The 17,305-nt window shown below is 44.1% G+C and carries 15 protein-coding genes; 5 read left to right on the top strand and 10 right to left on the bottom strand.

What is annotated here, in order from left to right; translation table 11 throughout:
- Nucleotides 1–49 precede the first annotated feature (49 nt).
- The 5 genes from F0364_RS00290 (at nucleotide 50) to hemL (ending at nucleotide 4,325) form a co-directional block, all read left to right on the top strand.
- Complete coding sequence (locus F0364_RS00290) at nucleotides 50–235, top strand: hypothetical protein (RefSeq protein ID WP_153795759.1); 186 nt, start codon at nucleotides 50–52, stop codon at nucleotides 233–235.
- Nucleotides 236–265: 30 nt separating this feature from the next.
- A complete protein-coding gene (locus tag F0364_RS00285; protein ID WP_207632442.1) occupies nucleotides 266–964 on the top strand; it encodes an ATPase in 699 nt (232 codons plus the stop codon).
- 16 nt (nucleotides 965–980) lie between these two features.
- Entirely contained in the window at nucleotides 981–1,952 is a 972-nt protein-coding gene (hemF, locus tag F0364_RS00280) for an oxygen-dependent coproporphyrinogen oxidase (RefSeq protein ID WP_235920971.1), read from the top strand.
- A 21-nt stretch (nucleotides 1,953–1,973) separates the two neighbouring features.
- Nucleotides 1,974–2,948: a porphobilinogen synthase gene (hemB, locus tag F0364_RS00275; RefSeq protein ID WP_153795757.1), complete on the top strand. Its 975-nt coding sequence runs from the start codon at nucleotides 1,974–1,976 to the stop codon at nucleotides 2,946–2,948.
- A gap of 93 nt (nucleotides 2,949–3,041) precedes the next feature.
- Nucleotides 3,042–4,325: a glutamate-1-semialdehyde 2,1-aminomutase gene (gene hemL, locus F0364_RS00270; protein WP_153795756.1), complete on the top strand. Its 1,284-nt coding sequence runs from the start codon at nucleotides 3,042–3,044 to the stop codon at nucleotides 4,323–4,325.
- A gap of 321 nt (nucleotides 4,326–4,646) precedes the next feature.
- On the opposite strand, the gene murI is transcribed toward hemL, so the two are convergent.
- The 10 genes from murI to F0364_RS00220 form a co-directional block, all read right to left on the bottom strand.
- Nucleotides 4,647–5,477 carry a glutamate racemase gene (gene murI, locus F0364_RS00265; RefSeq protein ID WP_153795755.1) on the bottom strand — a complete coding sequence of 277 codons (831 nt, stop codon included), beginning with the start codon at nucleotides 5,475–5,477 and terminating at the stop codon, nucleotides 4,647–4,649.
- Between the two features lie 62 nt (nucleotides 5,478–5,539).
- Complete coding sequence (locus F0364_RS00260; protein WP_153795754.1) at nucleotides 5,540–6,160, bottom strand: OmpH family outer membrane protein; 621 nt, start codon at nucleotides 6,158–6,160, stop codon at nucleotides 5,540–5,542.
- Between the two features lie 89 nt (nucleotides 6,161–6,249).
- Entirely contained in the window at nucleotides 6,250–6,768 is a 519-nt protein-coding gene (locus F0364_RS00255) for an OmpH/Skp family outer membrane protein (RefSeq protein WP_153795753.1), read from the bottom strand.
- A gap of 32 nt (nucleotides 6,769–6,800) precedes the next feature.
- Nucleotides 6,801–9,485 carry a BamA/OMP85 family outer membrane protein gene (locus F0364_RS00250; RefSeq protein ID WP_235920970.1) on the bottom strand — a complete coding sequence of 895 codons (2,685 nt, stop codon included), beginning with the start codon at nucleotides 9,483–9,485 and terminating at the stop codon, nucleotides 6,801–6,803.
- Between the two features lie 260 nt (nucleotides 9,486–9,745).
- On the bottom strand, nucleotides 9,746–10,507 hold the full coding sequence (gene uppS / locus F0364_RS00245) for an undecaprenyl pyrophosphate synthase (protein WP_153795751.1): 762 nt from the start codon (nucleotides 10,505–10,507) through the stop codon (nucleotides 9,746–9,748).
- A gap of 718 nt (nucleotides 10,508–11,225) precedes the next feature.
- The gene (locus tag F0364_RS00240) at nucleotides 11,226–12,095 is read right to left on the bottom strand and encodes a DUF6089 family protein (RefSeq protein ID WP_153795750.1); all 870 of its coding nucleotides are present in this window, start codon (nucleotides 12,093–12,095) and stop codon (nucleotides 11,226–11,228) included.
- A gap of 58 nt (nucleotides 12,096–12,153) precedes the next feature.
- The gene (locus F0364_RS00235) at nucleotides 12,154–13,032 is read right to left on the bottom strand and encodes an NAD kinase (RefSeq protein WP_153795749.1); all 879 of its coding nucleotides are present in this window, start codon (nucleotides 13,030–13,032) and stop codon (nucleotides 12,154–12,156) included.
- A 468-nt stretch (nucleotides 13,033–13,500) separates the two neighbouring features.
- Complete coding sequence (locus tag F0364_RS00230) at nucleotides 13,501–14,940, bottom strand: POTRA domain-containing protein (protein ID WP_153795748.1); 1,440 nt, start codon at nucleotides 14,938–14,940, stop codon at nucleotides 13,501–13,503.
- A 131-nt stretch (nucleotides 14,941–15,071) separates the two neighbouring features.
- Entirely contained in the window at nucleotides 15,072–15,779 is a 708-nt protein-coding gene (locus F0364_RS00225) for a LytR/AlgR family response regulator transcription factor (RefSeq protein ID WP_153795955.1), read from the bottom strand.
- Nucleotides 15,780–16,033: 254 nt separating this feature from the next.
- Nucleotides 16,034–17,083: a sensor histidine kinase gene (locus tag F0364_RS00220; RefSeq protein WP_153795747.1), complete on the bottom strand. Its 1,050-nt coding sequence runs from the start codon at nucleotides 17,081–17,083 to the stop codon at nucleotides 16,034–16,036.
- Between the last annotated feature and the right edge of the window lie 222 nt (nucleotides 17,084–17,305).

Below are 17,305 nucleotides of genomic sequence, written 5' to 3'. Positions count from 1 at the left end.
TGATAGTTGTCATTGTGGCCTTAGCCAGGTAATTTTTTATCTTTGCGATATGAAGAAACCTCAAAAAGAGCTTACCGGAAAAGAGCTTGCCATACTTGCCAAAAAAGCATCTGACCGTGCGTGGAACGAAAATTTTGCTTTGGGTTTACCAATTGTTATAGAAGAAAATGGAAATGTGGTAAAAAAGTATAAGGATGGGAAGACAGAAGTAATTAAAAAAACCACCAAATCCTAAAGATTGAGCGAGGTAATAAAAAGGATGCGGATGATTGCCGGCCCAAATGGCTCAGGAAAATCAACATTGATTGAAACTTTAAAGCCTTTAATTTCATTTGGGGTGTATGTTAATGCAGATGATGTAGAAGCATCCCTTCAAAAGAAACCTCTTCTGCACTTTGAAGATTTTTCCATCAAAACAACAACATCTCAATTTCACTCATTTGTTACAAAAGCCTCTACCATCGGCAACGATTCATTTAAGGAAGCTATTTTGCTTAAATCAAGTGTAGCCAGTAACATCCTGATAGTAGAAACTTCACTAATCAATTCTTATCTCACATCACTTATATCGGATTTTATCCGGCATCAGCTATTACAGAAAAAAATAAACTTCAGCTTTGAAACAGTAATGTCACATCCTTCCAAAATAGCTACCATTGAAACAGCTAATAAGAAGGGTTATCAAACTTATCTCTACTTTATAGCTACTAACAATCCCGCTATCAATTATGGAAGAATTATAAGCAGGGTAGCCAAAGGTGGCCATCGTGTTAACCGGCAAAAAGCCTTAGAACGATATGAGCGTAGCCTGGCACTATTAAAAAAAGCCATCGCAAAAAGCTATCGTTCTTTCATTTTTGACAATACCGTCTCATTAAACTTAATGGCTGAATTTAAAGAAGGGGCATTTCTTCAGCAATACGCTCCTTTTAGTGATTGGTTTATCAAACTAGGCGTTCTTTAGAATAAATTCTTCACCAATGGAAAATCAACTATCTCCTGTTGGAATGTACAAAACCACTACAAACGAATTTCGCGGTAACTGGATTCAATATATATATACCCTGCAGGAACAAATCTGCAAAGCCCTGGAAACGGAAGATGGTAAAGCCATTTTCTCCCACGATGAATGGCAGCGTGCCGAAGGACGTGGCGGCGGTGGTTTAACAAGGGTTATCAGTAACGGTAACGTGCTGGAAAAAGGCGGGGTAAACACTTCTGTTGTATATGGCCGCGTAACAGACAAGATGCGCAACCAGTTAAAGATTGATGGAGAAAAATGGTTTGCAGCCGGGCTTAGTTTGGTGATACATCCGTTAAACCCGTTTGTACCTACCGTACATGCCAACTGGCGGTACTTTGAGCTGTATGACGAGGATGACAATGTTAAAGACCGCTGGTTTGGCGGCGGCACAGATTTAACGCCGTACTACCTGTTTGAAGAAGATGCCAGACATTTTCATCAAACACTTAAAAACGCGATAGAACCTTTTGGAGAAAGTTTATACCCGCAATTCAAAAAACAATGCGATGAATACTTTGTAAACAGCCATCGCAACAATGAAATGCGCGGTATTGGCGGCGTATTTTACGATTACCTGCGGCCGGTGGATGAGGCTGACGCAAACCGTTTATTTTCTTTTCAGCAATCAAACGGCAATAGTTTTTTACAAGCCTATTTGCCCATTGTAAAAAAACGCAGGGGTATGCAATGGAATGCCGCCAATAAATACTGGCAGGAAATAAGAAGGGGCCGGTATGTGGAATTCAACCTTGTTCACGACAGGGGCACTTTATTTGGCCTTAAAACAAATGGCCGTACCGAGAGTATTCTGATGAGCCTTCCGCCCACTGTAAGGTTTGATTACGATTACAAGCCGCAGCCCTACAGTGAAGAAGATAAATTATGGCAGGTTTGCCTTAAGCCGGTAGACTGGCTGAAGAAAAACTAAAATCTCAAAAACAGATATAGCATGTATTTACAAAGACGAAACAGGATATTGAGAAAGAATGCAGCGGTAAGAAGTCTTGTTGCGGAAACTGTGTTAACGCCCAACGATTTTATTGTGCCGCTCTTTATTGATGAAGGACAGAATGTAAAAACAGAAATAGCATCCATGCCGGGATATTACCGCAACAGCCTTGATGTAACGGTGAAAGAAGTAAAGGAGCTATGGAGCATGGGCTTAAAGAGCATCCTGATTTTTGTAAAAAGCAAAGACGAACTAAAAGACAATACCGGCAAAGAAGCCTGGAACCCGGATGGGCTGATGCAGCGCAGCATTAAAGCTATTAAAGATGCTGTTCCTGAAATGGTGGTAATGACGGATGTGGCGCTTGACCCCTACTCTTCTTACGGCCATGATGGTATTGTGAAAGACGGCGAAATTGTAAACGACGAAACCGTTGATGCGCTGGTAAAAATGAGCATCAGCCATGCACACGCCGGGGCTGATTTTGTTGCACCCAGCGATATGATGGATGGCCGTATCGGCGCTATCCGTGAAGCGCTGGAAGAAAGTGGTTTTACTAATACCGGCATAATGGCTTACAGCGCCAAATATGCTTCCTGTTTTTATGGCCCTTTTCGGGATGCACTGGATAGCGCACCCGGTTTTGGAGACAAAAAAACTTACCAGATGAACCCCGCCAACCGTATTGAAGCCATCAAAGAAACGCTGATGGATGTAGAAGAAGGCGCCGATATTGTAATGGTAAAACCCGGCTTGCCTTATCTTGATATATTGCGTGAAGTAAAAGATGCCGTGCAGGTACCGGTAAGCGTGTATAACATAAGTGGCGAGTATGCCATGATAAAAGCCGCCGCTAAAATGGGCTGGCTGGATGAAGACAAAGCCATTATAGAAACCCTTACCGCGTTCAAACGTGCGGGCGCCGATTTAATCGCAACTTATTTTGCCAAAGATGCAGCCCGGTTGTTATCGTGAACGGGCAATGGTGAATAGTAATAGGGTGCACCGCAATCTATTACTATTCATTCACTACTCACCACTCACTATTCACCACTCACCACTCACCACATGATCCAGACAAGCATACAACTTTTCGAAAGGGCCCAGCAGTCCATCCCCGGCGGCGTTAATTCACCGGTACGGGCATTTAAAAGCGTGGGCGGAACACCATTGTTTATATCCAAAGCCAAAGGCGCTTACCTGTACGATGCCGATGGCAATGAATACATAGATTACATCGCCTCATGGGGGCCTATGATTTTAGGCCACGCTTATGGGCCGGTAGTAGAAGCCATACAGCAGCAGGCAGTTTATTCCACCTCGTACGGGGCACCTACAGAGCTGGAAATAAAAATGGCCGAGCTTATCAAAAGCATGGCGCCCAATGTTGATTTAATACGCATGGTAAGCAGCGGCACCGAAGCATGTATGAGCGCCATTCGTGTAGCACGTGGCTATACAGGTAAAAATAAAATCCTCAAATTTGAGGGTTGCTACCACGGCCATGCAGACAGTTTCCTGGTTAAGGCAGGCAGTGGTTTGGCCACACTTAATATTCAAACTGTTCCCGGTGTTACCGGCGGTGTAAGCAACGACACCCTCACCTGCGCCTACAACGATTTACAAGCCGTTGAACAACTGGTTGAACAAAACAAAAATGAAATAGCCGCCATTATTATAGAGCCTGTTGCCGGCAACATGGGCTGTATCCTGCCCAAGCCTGGTTTTATTGAAGGCATCCGTAAAATATGCGATGCGGAAAACATTGTTTTCATTTTTGATGAAGTAATGACCGGCTTTCGCCTTGCCTTAGGCGGTGCACAGCAAAAGCTTGGCGTAGATGCAGACCTGGTTACTTATGGCAAGGTAATAGGCGCAGGCATGCCCGTAGGCGCTTTTGGTGGTAAGAAGCATATTATGGAAGTGGTTGCCCCTTTAGGCAACGTATACCAGGCCGGCACATTAAGCGGCAACCCAATTGCCATGATTGCCGGCTATACATTGCTTTCTATTTTAAAAGAGCAGCCGCAGTTGTTAACAGAGCTGGACGATAAAACGGCCTATCTTAAACAGGGTCTCGATGAGGTATTAAAAGCATCCGGCATTCCCTATGTTATCAATCATCTCGGCTCCATGATAAGCGTACATTTTAGCGATCATGCCGTTACCGATTTTTCTTCCGCGGCCTCTGCCAATAACGAACTGTTTAAAAAGTATTTTCATGCCATGTTAAACCGGGGCATCTACCTGCCCCCATCGGCTTTTGAAAGCTGGTTCCTCAACAACGCGTTAACCAAAGAAGATTTAGATAAAACAATAGAAGCTACATCAGATAGTTTAAAGGAACTATAGATATTGCATGCGATAAGACAGATTTTTATGGGCCCGGCAACAGGAACAACTATGGAGCTTTACTTGCGTCGCACTCTTGTGCGGTTGGATTCGCTACGCAGCTTTTCCCGCATAGTAGTTTTGTCAGTTGCTTTAAGATTGTAATCCCTGGTGCGTGTCTTCACGCAACAGCATACCCGGGTCTGAAAAGCCGCCCAATGATTTGAACGATGAAAGGATTGCGACGCAACAGGCGATGCTACGAAGGTATGTTGCTGGTATCCTAATCCTAAGTCGCGAATGGGAGTTGCAAGTGGGGCGATACATCCATCTTATACAGCTTTATCCTTCCAATTCTACGTGTTCTGATTGTACAGGCTTTCCAAAAAACACGGTACCATGTGCATCAAAATCACTGGTAGAATCGGTAGTATAAAACTTTAATTTGCCGCCACGGTTAATAAGTTTTTCCATTTCCGGGTGCCGCTGCAGGTAATCCTGCAGGCTGGCTGCTACAATATTGCCCTGCGCCAATACTTCGGTACCCACAGGCAATAGTTTTTTTATTTTATCCTGTATCAGCGGGTAGTGGGTACATGCCAGTAAAACAGTATCAATACCAGGGTCTTTAGCCAACAGTTCGTCAGTATATTTTTTAATAAAGTAATCCGCCCCGGCATTTTCATGCTCACCGTTTTCAATTAATGGCACCAATAAAGGGCAGGCCTGCTGGTACACCTGCAACTGCGGATAAAACTTTTCAATTTCTATTTTATACGATTGTGACTGCACGGTACCATTGGTAGCCATAATGCCCACTTTACCGGAACGGGAATGCAGCCCTATTATTTCTGTTGTTGGCCGTATAACGCCCAACACCCTTTTTAAAGCATCTATTTTGGCAAGGTCTTTTTGCTGTATGGTGCGCAACGCCTTTGCAGAAGCAGTATTACATGCAAGAAGCACCAGCGGACAACTCTGCTGAAAAAACCATTTAACGCATTGCAGCGTGTAATGATAAATGGTTTCAAAAGAACGGTTGCCGTACGGAGCACGGGCATTATCGCCCAGGTAGATGTAGTTGTATTGTGGTAACGTATTTACTATTTCTTTTAAAACGGTTAAACCGCCATAACCGGAATCGAATACGCCAATGGGGCCCTGTTGTTGCATATACCAAAAATAAAAGAACCATGCAGGTTTGCATGGTTCTTATGTATAAAACTTATAAATGATTATTGTTTGGGCTTAGCCTGGGGTTTGGTTGTAGCCGGTGGCGCCGCCGCAGGTTCTTCTTCAGCCCCTGCCCCCTGTTGCTGCATAGGTATTTTTAACTCTTTTGCCACCAGCACTAACAGGTTTACTATAGCTTTTTCGTCTGTTCCATACTCAAGAGCGCCGGGTTTTAATACCAGGTTTACCTTGGTAGCGGCCAGTACTTTTCTGTAGGCTGCTTCTACCTTTACAAACAAAGGCTGAGATAACTGGGCCCTTTTCTGCTGAGATTTATTCTGAGAAATCTGCTGCCAGTAAACCAGGTTAATACCAACCTGCTGCTTTTGTTGCTGAATGGCATCTAAAACAGATTTTGGTTTTCCTTTGGCAGAATCTGCTTTATAAGTGCTGTCAAGGCGTTGAAATTCATCCTGGTAAAACTGGTACTCTAACGCAAGTGAATCTCTCTCAAACAATGCAACGCCTGTGTCTACAGCCCCATAGCCGGGCATAGCCTGTACCATTTGCTCAAAATCAAAGTAACCAATTTTCAAGGGCGCAGTTGTGGTTTGAGCTTTTGCTGTTGTTCCTGCTGCAAACAAACTCGTAGCTAACAGCATAGAAATGAAAACCTTTTTCATTGTTGATTTTAGTTGTTTTATTGATTGTTTTTTTGAGTTACCATTTTAAGACAACCAGCTTAGCAATAACGCTGCCACTTTCTCAAACCTTAGAGATTCTTTATTCCAAGTTCACTCAATACATCCTGGCTCTTGTCTAATTTAGGGTCGGCAAAGATAACAGTAATTCCTTCACTTTTATCCAGAATAAAATCGTACGATCTTGCCACCGCTATCTTTTGCACGGCATTATAAACCCTGTCCTGTATCGGTTTTACCAGTTTCTGCCTTTCCTTAAACAAATCCCCTTCATACCCAAAGCGTTTTTTCTGTAAATCCCTCAACTCCTTTTCTTTGTTAAACAGTTCATCCTCCCTTTTCTTTTTCAGTTCATCACTCAGCATAAACTGCTCGGCTTCATAATCCTTGTACATCTTGTCAAGGTCGGCCTGGCGCTGGTCAATATCTTTCTGCCATTGCTCGCTAACAAGCTGTAATTTTTTTTCGGCGTCTTTGTATTCGGGTATTTTATCTAAGATAAACTTGGTATCTATAATGGCATAACGCTGCGCATCAACGCTTGATGAGGCAGCACAAACTACCAGCAACAGGAAGAATATCTTTTTCATGTCCAAATGATTTTTAATGAAAGATATTAATATTATTCAGGTTCAAAGCCTAACATAAAGGTAAATCTTGCGGCATCCTTAAGCCCGCTGCCTGGTGTAAAGCGGTCAAGGCCAATACCATAGTCAAAGCCAAGCAGGCCAAACATAGGCAGGAAGAAGCGCATGCCAATACCCACGGAACGGCGTAGTTTAAATGGATTATAGTCTTTAAAGCTGTACCATCCATTGGCGGCTTCAAAGAAAGTAAGGCCGTAAATAGTACTGCTGGGGTTAAGGCTTAAAGGGTAGCGAAGCTCCAGCGTATATTTATTGAACATGGTAAAGTATTGTGAAGCACCCTGTTGGTCAGGGTTTACACGCGGGTCAGAGCTTTCGTAAACCGGGTAGCCCCTGTGCGCAATAATGTCGTAACCCAGCAATGCATAGGTATTGCTGATACCGGCATCACCCACCTGGAAACGTTCGAACGGAGATATGCCCAGCTTGTTGGTGTACCTGCCCAGGAAGCCATACTTGGCCGCAACTTTCAACACAAATTGCTTGTTGCGTTCCTCGCCATGTGGCCTTCCTATTGGCACATACCACTCACCGGTAAAACGCCATTTATGGTATTCAATCCACTCGTAAGGATTAGATTGGGTAGCCACATTTTTATTAAAGGCTGAATAAGGCGGCGTTAGCTGAAGGCTCACCATAAAGTTGGAGCCTGACCGTGGGAAGATCGGCGCATCTACCGATGACCGGGAGAGCGCAATCTTTAAGCTAAGGTTATTGGAAAACCCATTGTTGAAGAGTGTGCCGTCGCTCAGCTTGAGGTTTTGGTCAATAGCGTAATTCTTTAAATGGTAACGCACATAACTAAGGGTAAAACCAAGTGAGAAATAGTCATCCGGCCATTTTAACTGCTTGGCAAGCCCTACAGACATACCGGTGGTCTTGAAATAAGAGTTGTTAGCTGCCTCGCTGGTGTACCTGCCCGTAAGCGGATCGTATGCGTTGCTGAATTTGGTATCGTACAGGTTAACGGAAAACTGGTTTCGTTTTTTACCGCCCAGCCAGGGTTCTGTAAACGATATGTTGTAAGAGCGGTAAGCACGGCCATTACTCTGTACACGAAGGCTGAGTTTTTGTCCGTCACCGGTGGGCAACGGGTCCCATGCTTCTTTGTGGAATATATTTTTAATAGAGAAGTTATTGAAAGACACACCCAGCGTACCCGTTAAACCAATGCCACCGCCAAAACCGGCACTCAGTTCTAACTGGTCGTTGGAGCGTTCCTCCACCGTCCAGTTAATATCCACTGTTCCGTCTTCGGGGTTGGGCACTACGCCGGGGTTAATTTTTTCCTGGTTAAAGTAACCCAGGTTAGCCAGCTCACGGGTAGAACGTATCAATGCTTCGCGGCTGAATTTTTCACCGGGTATCGTCCTCAGTTCACGGCGTATTACGTGTTCTTTGGTTTTATCGTTACCGGCAATAGTTACCCTTTTCAGGGTAGCCTGCGGGCCTTCCGTCATACGTATCTCGTAATCAATCGTGTCGTTGTACACAGCGGTTTCAACGGGGTTGGCCTGGAAGAAGAGGTAACCATCATCCAGGTACAGGCTGCTGATGTCGCCACCTTCGGGAGAAGCGGAGCGGCCCAGCTTTTTATTCAGGATGTCTATATTGTAAGTATCACCCTTATGAATTCCAAGAATCACATTCAGCAAAGAATCGCCGTACTTGGTATTACCCCTCCAGGTTATATTGCCAAAGTAGTACTTGCGGCCTTCGTTAACTTTTATATCTATGTTTATGTTGCCTTTGGTACTGGGGTAAATCAAATCCTGTTCAATAGCCGCGTCCCTGTAACCCAAAGAGTTATAGTATTCAATAATATGCTCTTTATCTTCCAGGTATTTCTTTTCATCGTATTTGGCCGAACTGAATATTTTAAACCTGAAATAGGGGTCCAGCAGTTTTTTGGTTTTGCTGGGTACTAAAAAGCCGTAATCGCTCAGGTATTGTTTAAAAGTGTACACTTTAGGTACAAACAGGCCGCCACTGTCTTTGGGCGGAAAAAGTGTAAGACGGGATTTTTCTTTGGTACCCTTTAACTGGCCTTTCAGTTTGCCTTCGCTTACTGTGTTTCCGCCAAAATTGATGGTATTAATTCTTACTTTACCGCCTTTGTTAATATTGAAGGTGAGCACCATGGAGTTTTCATAACCGCTATCCCTTTTTTCATTTATGTTTATCTGCACATTACGAAAACCCTTTTCAAAGTAAAACCTACGAATGGCATCTACCGCTGTCATTTTCATGTTTTCGGTAACCACACGCCCCTTAATGAGCCCGGTTTTACCGCTCAGGTCTTCCTGTTCGGTTTTCCTTACCCCTCTGAAGAAAAAGTTAGACAGCCTTGGCCTTTCCGATACAGCTATTTCAACATCTATCTCTGTTCCCTCCAGCCGGGTAATGTATATTTCTACGTCGCTGAAATAGTTTTGGTTCCAAAGTTTCATGATGGCTTTGGAAAAATTGTCGCCACCGGGTATTACCACTTCATCCCCGGTGTTAATGCCTGCCACGGATAGCAGCAAAGCCTGGTCAAAATACTTGTTACCGGTAATTTTTATATTGGCAATCTTGTATTTTTTGGGATTCTTCTGGTTAAAGATGTTCAGAAGGTCGGCATCCAGGGAGGTAACGGATGTATCAGTCTGCTCCGGCACCTGTGCGTATAGGACACTGCAAATGCAAGTAGTTATACAAGACAGGACAAAAAGTTTACACAATTTCTGCATCAAAATGGATGTTTTATTCCGGGGTTCTGTCAGAGGCTTTTCTCCAGCAGGTATAAAAAGTTTTAAGTGCGGCAAATTAACGGGAATATTTAAAAGTGTTTGTTAATTCTACCTTAGTAGATAATAAGGTATCCCAGAAACACTTATGCCTCAAAAAAGGGGGTGCAATAGCTGTATAACACATGTTATTAATGTATTTCAGCTTCCTGCTGTATTTGTTCGCTTATTTTTCCAAACCTTCTTTCGCGGCCCTGGTAGTCAAGAATGGCTTCGTAAAGGTTTTCTTTTCTAAAGTCCGGCCAGCGTGTATTGGTAAAATACAATTCCGCGTAAGCCAACTGGTACAAAAGAAAATTACTGATGCGGTACTCCCCGCTGGTACGTATCATCAGTTCCGGATCAGGAAATTCGCTGGTAGTAAGGTACTGCTGCAGGGTATCCTGCGTTATGGTAGAGGGGTCCATTTTGCCATCTTTAACATCCTGCGCAATGTTCTTAACCGCGTTCACCAATTCCCAGCGGCTGCTGTAGCTAAGGGCCAGTACCAGGTTAAGGCCATTGTTAACACTGGTTTCATCCAGGGCTTCCTGCAGGCTTTGCTGGGCACGTTGGGGCAACATTTCAATATTGCCTATTACGTGCATGCGTATGTTGTTTTTATTCAGTACCGGTACTTCTTTGCGAATGGTATCTACCAGCAGTTCCATCAGGCCAACTACTTCGTACTCCGGCCTGTCCCAGTTTTCGGTACTAAAAGCGTACAGAGTAAGGTACTCCACGCCTATTTCCGCGGCAGATTCTACAATATTGCGTACGCTTTCCACCCCCTGGTAGTGGCCATATAGCCTGTCATGACCTTTTTCTTTGGCCCACCTGCCATTACCATCCATTATGATAGCTATATGGCGTGGCAATCGGGTTTTATCAATCTTACCGGTTAAATCATCCATCTGGAAATTACATTAACAAGCGCCAAAGGTAGTAAAATGAAAACATGATGGGGAGAATGTTTTGCTGCAGGTAAAGATGAATTATAAGCAGGTACGGGTTACTAAGTACATAGTACAGCCCACATCATTATGGCAAGGGGTGAGTGGTAAATGGCGAGGGGGACGAAGGTCAGTCAGCTTTGTACAGTTGACAATATGGTTTTACATCGTACATCCCACATCAAAAATCTTACATAAAAAAAGTACTTCGTACTTCAAACTTCGTACTTGTTTTTTGGGGGTGCCCCCAAGCTATCGCAAGGGGTCGGGCTTTCCGCTTATACTCCGGCACAAGGCCTGTGCTGCCATGGCCTCACCGGGGTATCCGCTGCAATCCCTCACCCGAAAAACAGTTACCGGTTACCAGTTGCAGGTTACCCGTCTGTTGACATTACTTTCTGTTAATGCAGTGTACTTTCGGTATGGTGGCAGAGCCGCTAACATGGAACGTTAAACAAAAAGCATTGAACAACCAAAACTTCTACCCGGGTCTGAAAAGCCGCCCAATGAACAGAACGATGAACGGACTGCGACGCAACAGGCGATGCCATAAAATACTTCAGCCCGGTACATAAAAAAAATTTGCCCATCCGGGCAAATCTGAATTTTTTTAGCTGGAAAAAATACAACTGGCAGCACCTATCTACATCGTACACCCAACATGATACATCGTACACCCTTATGGTTTGGGGCACCTGTAAGAAGAAATATTAAAGGAAACGCCAATCTGGAAAGTGGCATAAGCGTCTTTCTGCTGGCTGTTACCCCGCTGGCGGTCTTTAATGCCAATAGGTGTAGAACCTGTTTCATAGCTTCTGTCCTGCAGCAGGTAAGCAGGGTTTACAGAGCCATCCGGCAGGTAAATAGTACCGGTGGAAGGCACAATAAAAGCTTCTTCACCTGCATAAACAGTGCTTACATCATCCAGGTAGTCTGTACCGGTAAAACGGTAGCAAACTTCTGCAAACACGTTAATATTGTCGTTTACATTGTATTTAAAACCAAAAGCCAGCGGAAAGCAGAGTGCCATAGTGCTGTACTGCTTTCTTTCAGGATAAGCTGTGGAGCCCTGGCCTTCTGTACCCAGCGGACGCAAGAAATATTTTTGCCCGTTGAGGTATGCGAAGGGATCGTATGAAAACAAACCTACCCCCAGCGACACATAAGGCGTATAATGGTAGCCTTCTACCCCGGGGTAGAATTTAAAGAAATTAAAATCGCCACTTAAAGAAAATTCCCAAAGATTGGTATTGAAGCTAAGGTTGCGGCGTTTTTGGGTTTCATTACTGCTGTAAATGTCAGAATAGCCCAGGCGTGCATAGTTAGCCGCTATTTTTAAACCAATATAATTACTGAATTGCTTGCGAAAGAAAGCGCCACCGGCAAATTTGGGGCGATTAAGGGCCGCACGGGTATTTAAATCGCCAAAATAATGGCCCAGGCCAATGGATAAGCCAAACTCCCCTTCCTGTACATAACTCTCATATTGTGCTTTTACACCCAATGAAGAACCCAATACTATAAGGATAATGAATATTTTTCTAAGCATGTCGCAAGTTAATAATGAATGTAATAACGAAAATCCTGATATTTTCGTGTGCTCCCAATTAATTTCTTTTATCAAGCCCCCAGGTAAGCTTGGTGCGCAGGGTAGAAAGAAAGCTGTTTTCATTCAACCTTACCAGGCTTACGGTAAAATTTTCCTTTTTAATGGCCAGTTGCACTGTTTTGTCAACAATTTCCCTGCGGGCATCCAGCACACAGATAAATTGGTCTGCCCGGCCCTCTATTTCAAAGGAAACGATATTGCTGTCTGCCACAATAATAGGCCGTGCATTAAGGTTGTGCGGTGCAACCGGGGTTATTAAAAAACTGGAAGATTCAGGAAAAACTATGGGGCCATTGCAACTCATGCTGTAGCCCGTAGAACCCGTGGGTGTGGAAACGATGAGCCCATCTGCCCAATAGGTATTTAAGAATTCCCCGTTTAAATAGGTATGGATTTTTATCATGGGCGAAATATCGCGTTTATGTATGGCGAATTCATTTAATGCAAAAGGGGCATCTCCAAAAAGGGGTATGCTGGCATCCAGGTGCACCAGGGTTCGTTTATCTATTACGTAAGAACTGTTTACCAGCGAATCTACGGCAGAGGTAAGCTCTTCTTTGCCTATGCTGGCCAAAAAGCCCAGCCGGCCAAAGTTAATACCCAGTATAGGAATGTTTTTATCCCTAACCAGGGTAACGGTATCCAGTATGGTACCATCGCCACCCAGGCTTATCAGGCAATCTATAGAGCTGCTTAACTGTTTGGAATTTTCAAAAACACTTAAAGCGAAACCGTGATTAAACAGTGCAGGGTACTGATCGGCAAGGGCCTTGTACAGCAATATGCTTATGTTTTGGCGGTGCAGCTCCTGCAACAGGGTTAATAACTGGGTTTGCAGGTCATCTTCAAGTCCGCGGCTATATATTGCTACTGTCATTAAAGTTGTATTTGTAATTTCCGCGGCTTAGTTTAACAGCTACCCTGCATCACCGGCCTGGCGGATGCTTGATACAGCGCTGCAAAATACCACCAAAATTTCGCTTTGGCCCGGCAAAGAACCTAAAAATATGTGCTTGGCGCAGCAATGGGGAAGGATTTAATCAAAATTTATCCGGTCTGTATGCACATGGGTAGCATTATTTGTGCGCAGCGCACAGAGCGGTTTATAAAGAAGCAGGATGTTTCACCTGAGGGTGAGGGATTGAAGCACAACCAAGTCAAAGCAACGTTTAGTTGCTTTGCCGAAGGTTGCTAACGCAGTTCCCCCGGTGAGGCCATGGCAGCAGGGCTTTTGTGCCGGAGTATGAGCACAAACGAGGAAAAGCAACTAAATGTTGCTTTGACGAAGGTTGCGAACGTAGTTCTGCCCGACCCCTTGCGCAGCTTGGGGGCACCCCCTATAAATCTAAAAATCTTCCCGTGTGTGAAAGTAAAATCCCCTGTCGCCCAACTGGTTAAAGCTGTACTCCAGCTTAAACACTACATCATAAATAGTTATAATATCAAGGCCAACGCCCCATGTACGCAGCGGCTTATGGGTAAGGGTGCTGCTGCCTGTGTTGCGGCCATAAGCGTAACCTGCATCGCCATAGGCTTTTATAAAAAAGCGGAAAGGCACCTGCCTGTAAGCGGGATTTTTAAGCAGGGTCCGTACACGTATGGAGAACAGTTCCTGCTTGCCGGTAACGCGGCCCATTATACCCGCTACACCATCCACCACGTAATACTCCAGGCCACGCATATACATTTCCCCATAGCCAAAAAGCCGCTGGTTGTAATAAGGCTGGTCAAGCGGCAGGCTAAGACTGCCAACCCCCTGAAACTGCAGCAATGTTTTCTTTCTTAACGGTATTGTGTATGTGCCGGATGCCTGGAATATCCAGGCGTTCATATTCTTGCTAAAACCCTTTTTGGTAAAGGATGCATTGGCTATAAGCCCACGGGTGGGGTAAGGTATATAATCAACATTAAAGTATTGTAATCCATACCCAATTTCCAGGAAATTAATCTTACTTATCCCATTTTCAAAATAATTGGGGTTAAGTTTTACAATGGTATCCAAAAGGCTTTCAGAGGTATAGCCAATCCTGAAGCTGTGCCTGGCTTTAATGGCGGGCCGGTACAGGTAGCTGGCATCTACCCGGAAATTCTTACGAACAAAATTTTGTTCATCTTTAAAAAACACCTGTTTGTTCATTACAGAGCCATAATTCAGCTCACGCTGCATGGCGTAGCCAAAACCTATGTTGAAACCATGCTTTAAAGACTTATCTGCAAAGGGCTGAACATAACGCAGCGATACCTGGCGGCTGTAACCATTAATAAACCATACCTGCAGCTCATCGTTACGGCCGCTTACATTCTGCTGCAAAAACTTAAGACCGTAATTGGTACGGTTAAAATCCCGCTTTTGCTCCACCCACCACTGGTTAAAATTGCGGTCAATCAGGCTAAAGTAAGGTATAGGAAAAAAGTACCACCGTTCCTTTACATCCACGTTAATAAAAAGCAGGTTGCCCTTTTGCTCCGCTATATATACGTTCACATATACAAACAATGCGGTATTCATAACCTGCTGGCGGGCAAGCAGCAGTTTGGCCTTCAAGTCGGTCTTTGACAGGTATTGCCCCTGTTTTACAGGTATTTCCCTTTCAATAATATATGGTTTGGTTCTTTTGTAGCCGGTAATATTAATATCCGCTACCATGTAAATGGTGGAATCTGAGTCACCGTTAAACTGTATCTCCGCACCGGGTGCAATAATGGATGAATCCATCTGCCCGGCAGCACAAAAAAACATTCCACTGCAAATACAAACAAAAAGCTGCCGTACAAAATACTTCATTCGCTACAATTGGTGATAGGCCTGTAAAAATAGGGCTTTGCACGTACAGCCCTGAAAAATCTTTAGTTTGATAGTATACGTTTGATTACCGGGTAAAGTTTGCCGCGGCACTGGATATTAACCTTTTAATGTTACCCCGCCAGCAGTTTAAAGAATTGTTCGGCGTACATGTTGCCGATAGGTATGGCGGTATCTTTCACAAAAATTTCCTGTTTTTCTACGCTCACAATTTTGTCAAGCGCAACCATGTAAGATTTATGCACCCGCACAAAACGGTTGGCCGGCAGCGTATCTTCCAGTTGCTTCATGGTTTGCAGGGTAACAATGCGTTGCGTTTTGGTAAAAATAGATACATAGTTTTTTAAGCCCATCACATAGCAAATGTCGTCCAGTTCTACCCTCACCATCCTGGTTTCTACCTTTACAAAAATGTAACCGCCGGTTTTGGGTTGCCAGTCGGGCATGGCCCTGGGCGGCTCAGACGGAAACTTTAGTTTATACGCTTTTTCCACACCGCGATAAAAACGCTCAAAAGAAATAGGCTTCAGCAGGTAATCCACCACATTGTGCTCAAAGCCGTCAATAGCATATTCCTGGTAGGCGGAAGTAATAATTACCTGGGCCCTGTTTTGCAGCACCTGCATAAACTGTATGCCCGTAAGCTGGGGCATTTGTATGTCAAGAAAAATAAGGTCGGCGGGGGAAGTGTTTAAAGATACCAGTGCCTCTACGGGGTTATGGCTTGATGCGGCATGCAGCAGAAAAGGCACTTTTCGCACATATTCTTCCAGCAGTTTTACCGCCAGGGGTTCGTCGTCAATAATCAGGCATTTCAGCATGCGTTTAAGATAGGTAACTGTATAGGTACGCAGCCTTGAAATTGGCAATAATTTGGGGTTCTGCCACAGACTTATGATTTTTTAATGGTAATTTATGGGGTTAAACGCTACGCGTTTTAAGGCTTTTATGGGCCCGGCAGAAGGAACTACTATGAGGCGTCCCTTGCGTCGCACTCTTGTACTATATCTCTTTACGCAGCAACCCGCCATTATTGGTATATGGCATTTTACCCCCATAAATAACAGGCAACACCTTACAGCGGTAACTTTATCGTTACAAAAAACTGCCCACCACTATTCTCTATATCTATAGAATGCTTTCCCGGGTACATCAACTCCAACCGCTTCTTTACATTCTCCAGGCCAATGCCACCGGTTTTATCCTTTAGATAGCTGTTAATATAGTTGTTTACAGTAAATTTTAGCTGTGTACCGGTAATGGCAAGCTCTATGTTAACGGGCTTTAAGGGATCGTCAAGAATACCATGCTTGCACGCATTTTCCAGCAAAGGAAACAACAGTAAGGCCGGTATGCGCTGGTGGGTTATATTGCCTTCAATAGAAAAGTTGATATTAATGCCGCCATCATAACGCAACTTTACCAGGTCAATAAAACTGTTGAGAAAATCTACTTCTTTTTGCAGGCTTACACGGTTGTTGCTGTCCTCTTTCTCGTACAGCATGTAACGTATCATGTGGCTAAGCTTCATTATACCGTCGGCCGTTTTGCTGCTTCGCTCAATGGTAGCCAGCGAAAACAGGTTGTTCAACGCATTAAACAAAAAGTGCGGGTTTACCTGCATCTTCAAAAAAGCCATTTCCGCCGCATGCTTTTGCGTTTCCAGTTCACGCTTCTTTTTTTCAGAAGCAATCCAGTCAAAAAAGCTGCGGTGCGCTACACCCATTAACAGGCAAAGGCCGGAGTTACGTATGGTAACAATAAAAAAATGAACGGCTACTGAAAATTCATTTTTTTCCAGCATGCGGAACTGCTTTAATACAATATCCCCAAACAGGTAACCGACAAAATACTTAAACACACCAAAAAAGAAAATCATGCCTATACAGGCCCATACAAAGCGCAGGTATTTTTTGGGCCTGAAATAACGGGGCGTAATAAAGAAGGAGGCTATGTAAAACATTACGAAATTAATAAGCCCGAAAACCCCATATTGTACAGCAAAGGTTTTGGTAGCCAGGTAGCCGGGATTAACAAAAAAAACCTCCGGTGTCATCAGGAAGAAAATAAACAGCATCCAGCCGGTTAGCAACCAAAGAAATCCCCGCACTTCTTTTTTACCCATAATATGAGAGTAGTAATTTGTTATTGTTTGTGCCTGCACAACTTACAACATTTAATATGGAATGATACAATTACAGGGCAGGATGCATTTTTTGGCATGCTATCATGCGGGCAAGCTGAACAGCGGACAAGGCGTACAAGAGTGCGACGCAAGTAAAGCCTCATTCTTATTCCTGGTGCCGGGCTCATAAAAACACCCCTTCAGGGGATGGGGCGTTCCTTC

Source organism: Foetidibacter luteolus (genome assembly GCF_009650435.1).
Classification (GTDB): domain Bacteria; phylum Bacteroidota; class Bacteroidia; order Chitinophagales; family Chitinophagaceae; genus Foetidibacter; species Foetidibacter luteolus.
The sequence above is the reverse complement of the archived record's forward strand: the minus strand, read 5'-3'. Positions and strand labels throughout refer to the sequence as shown.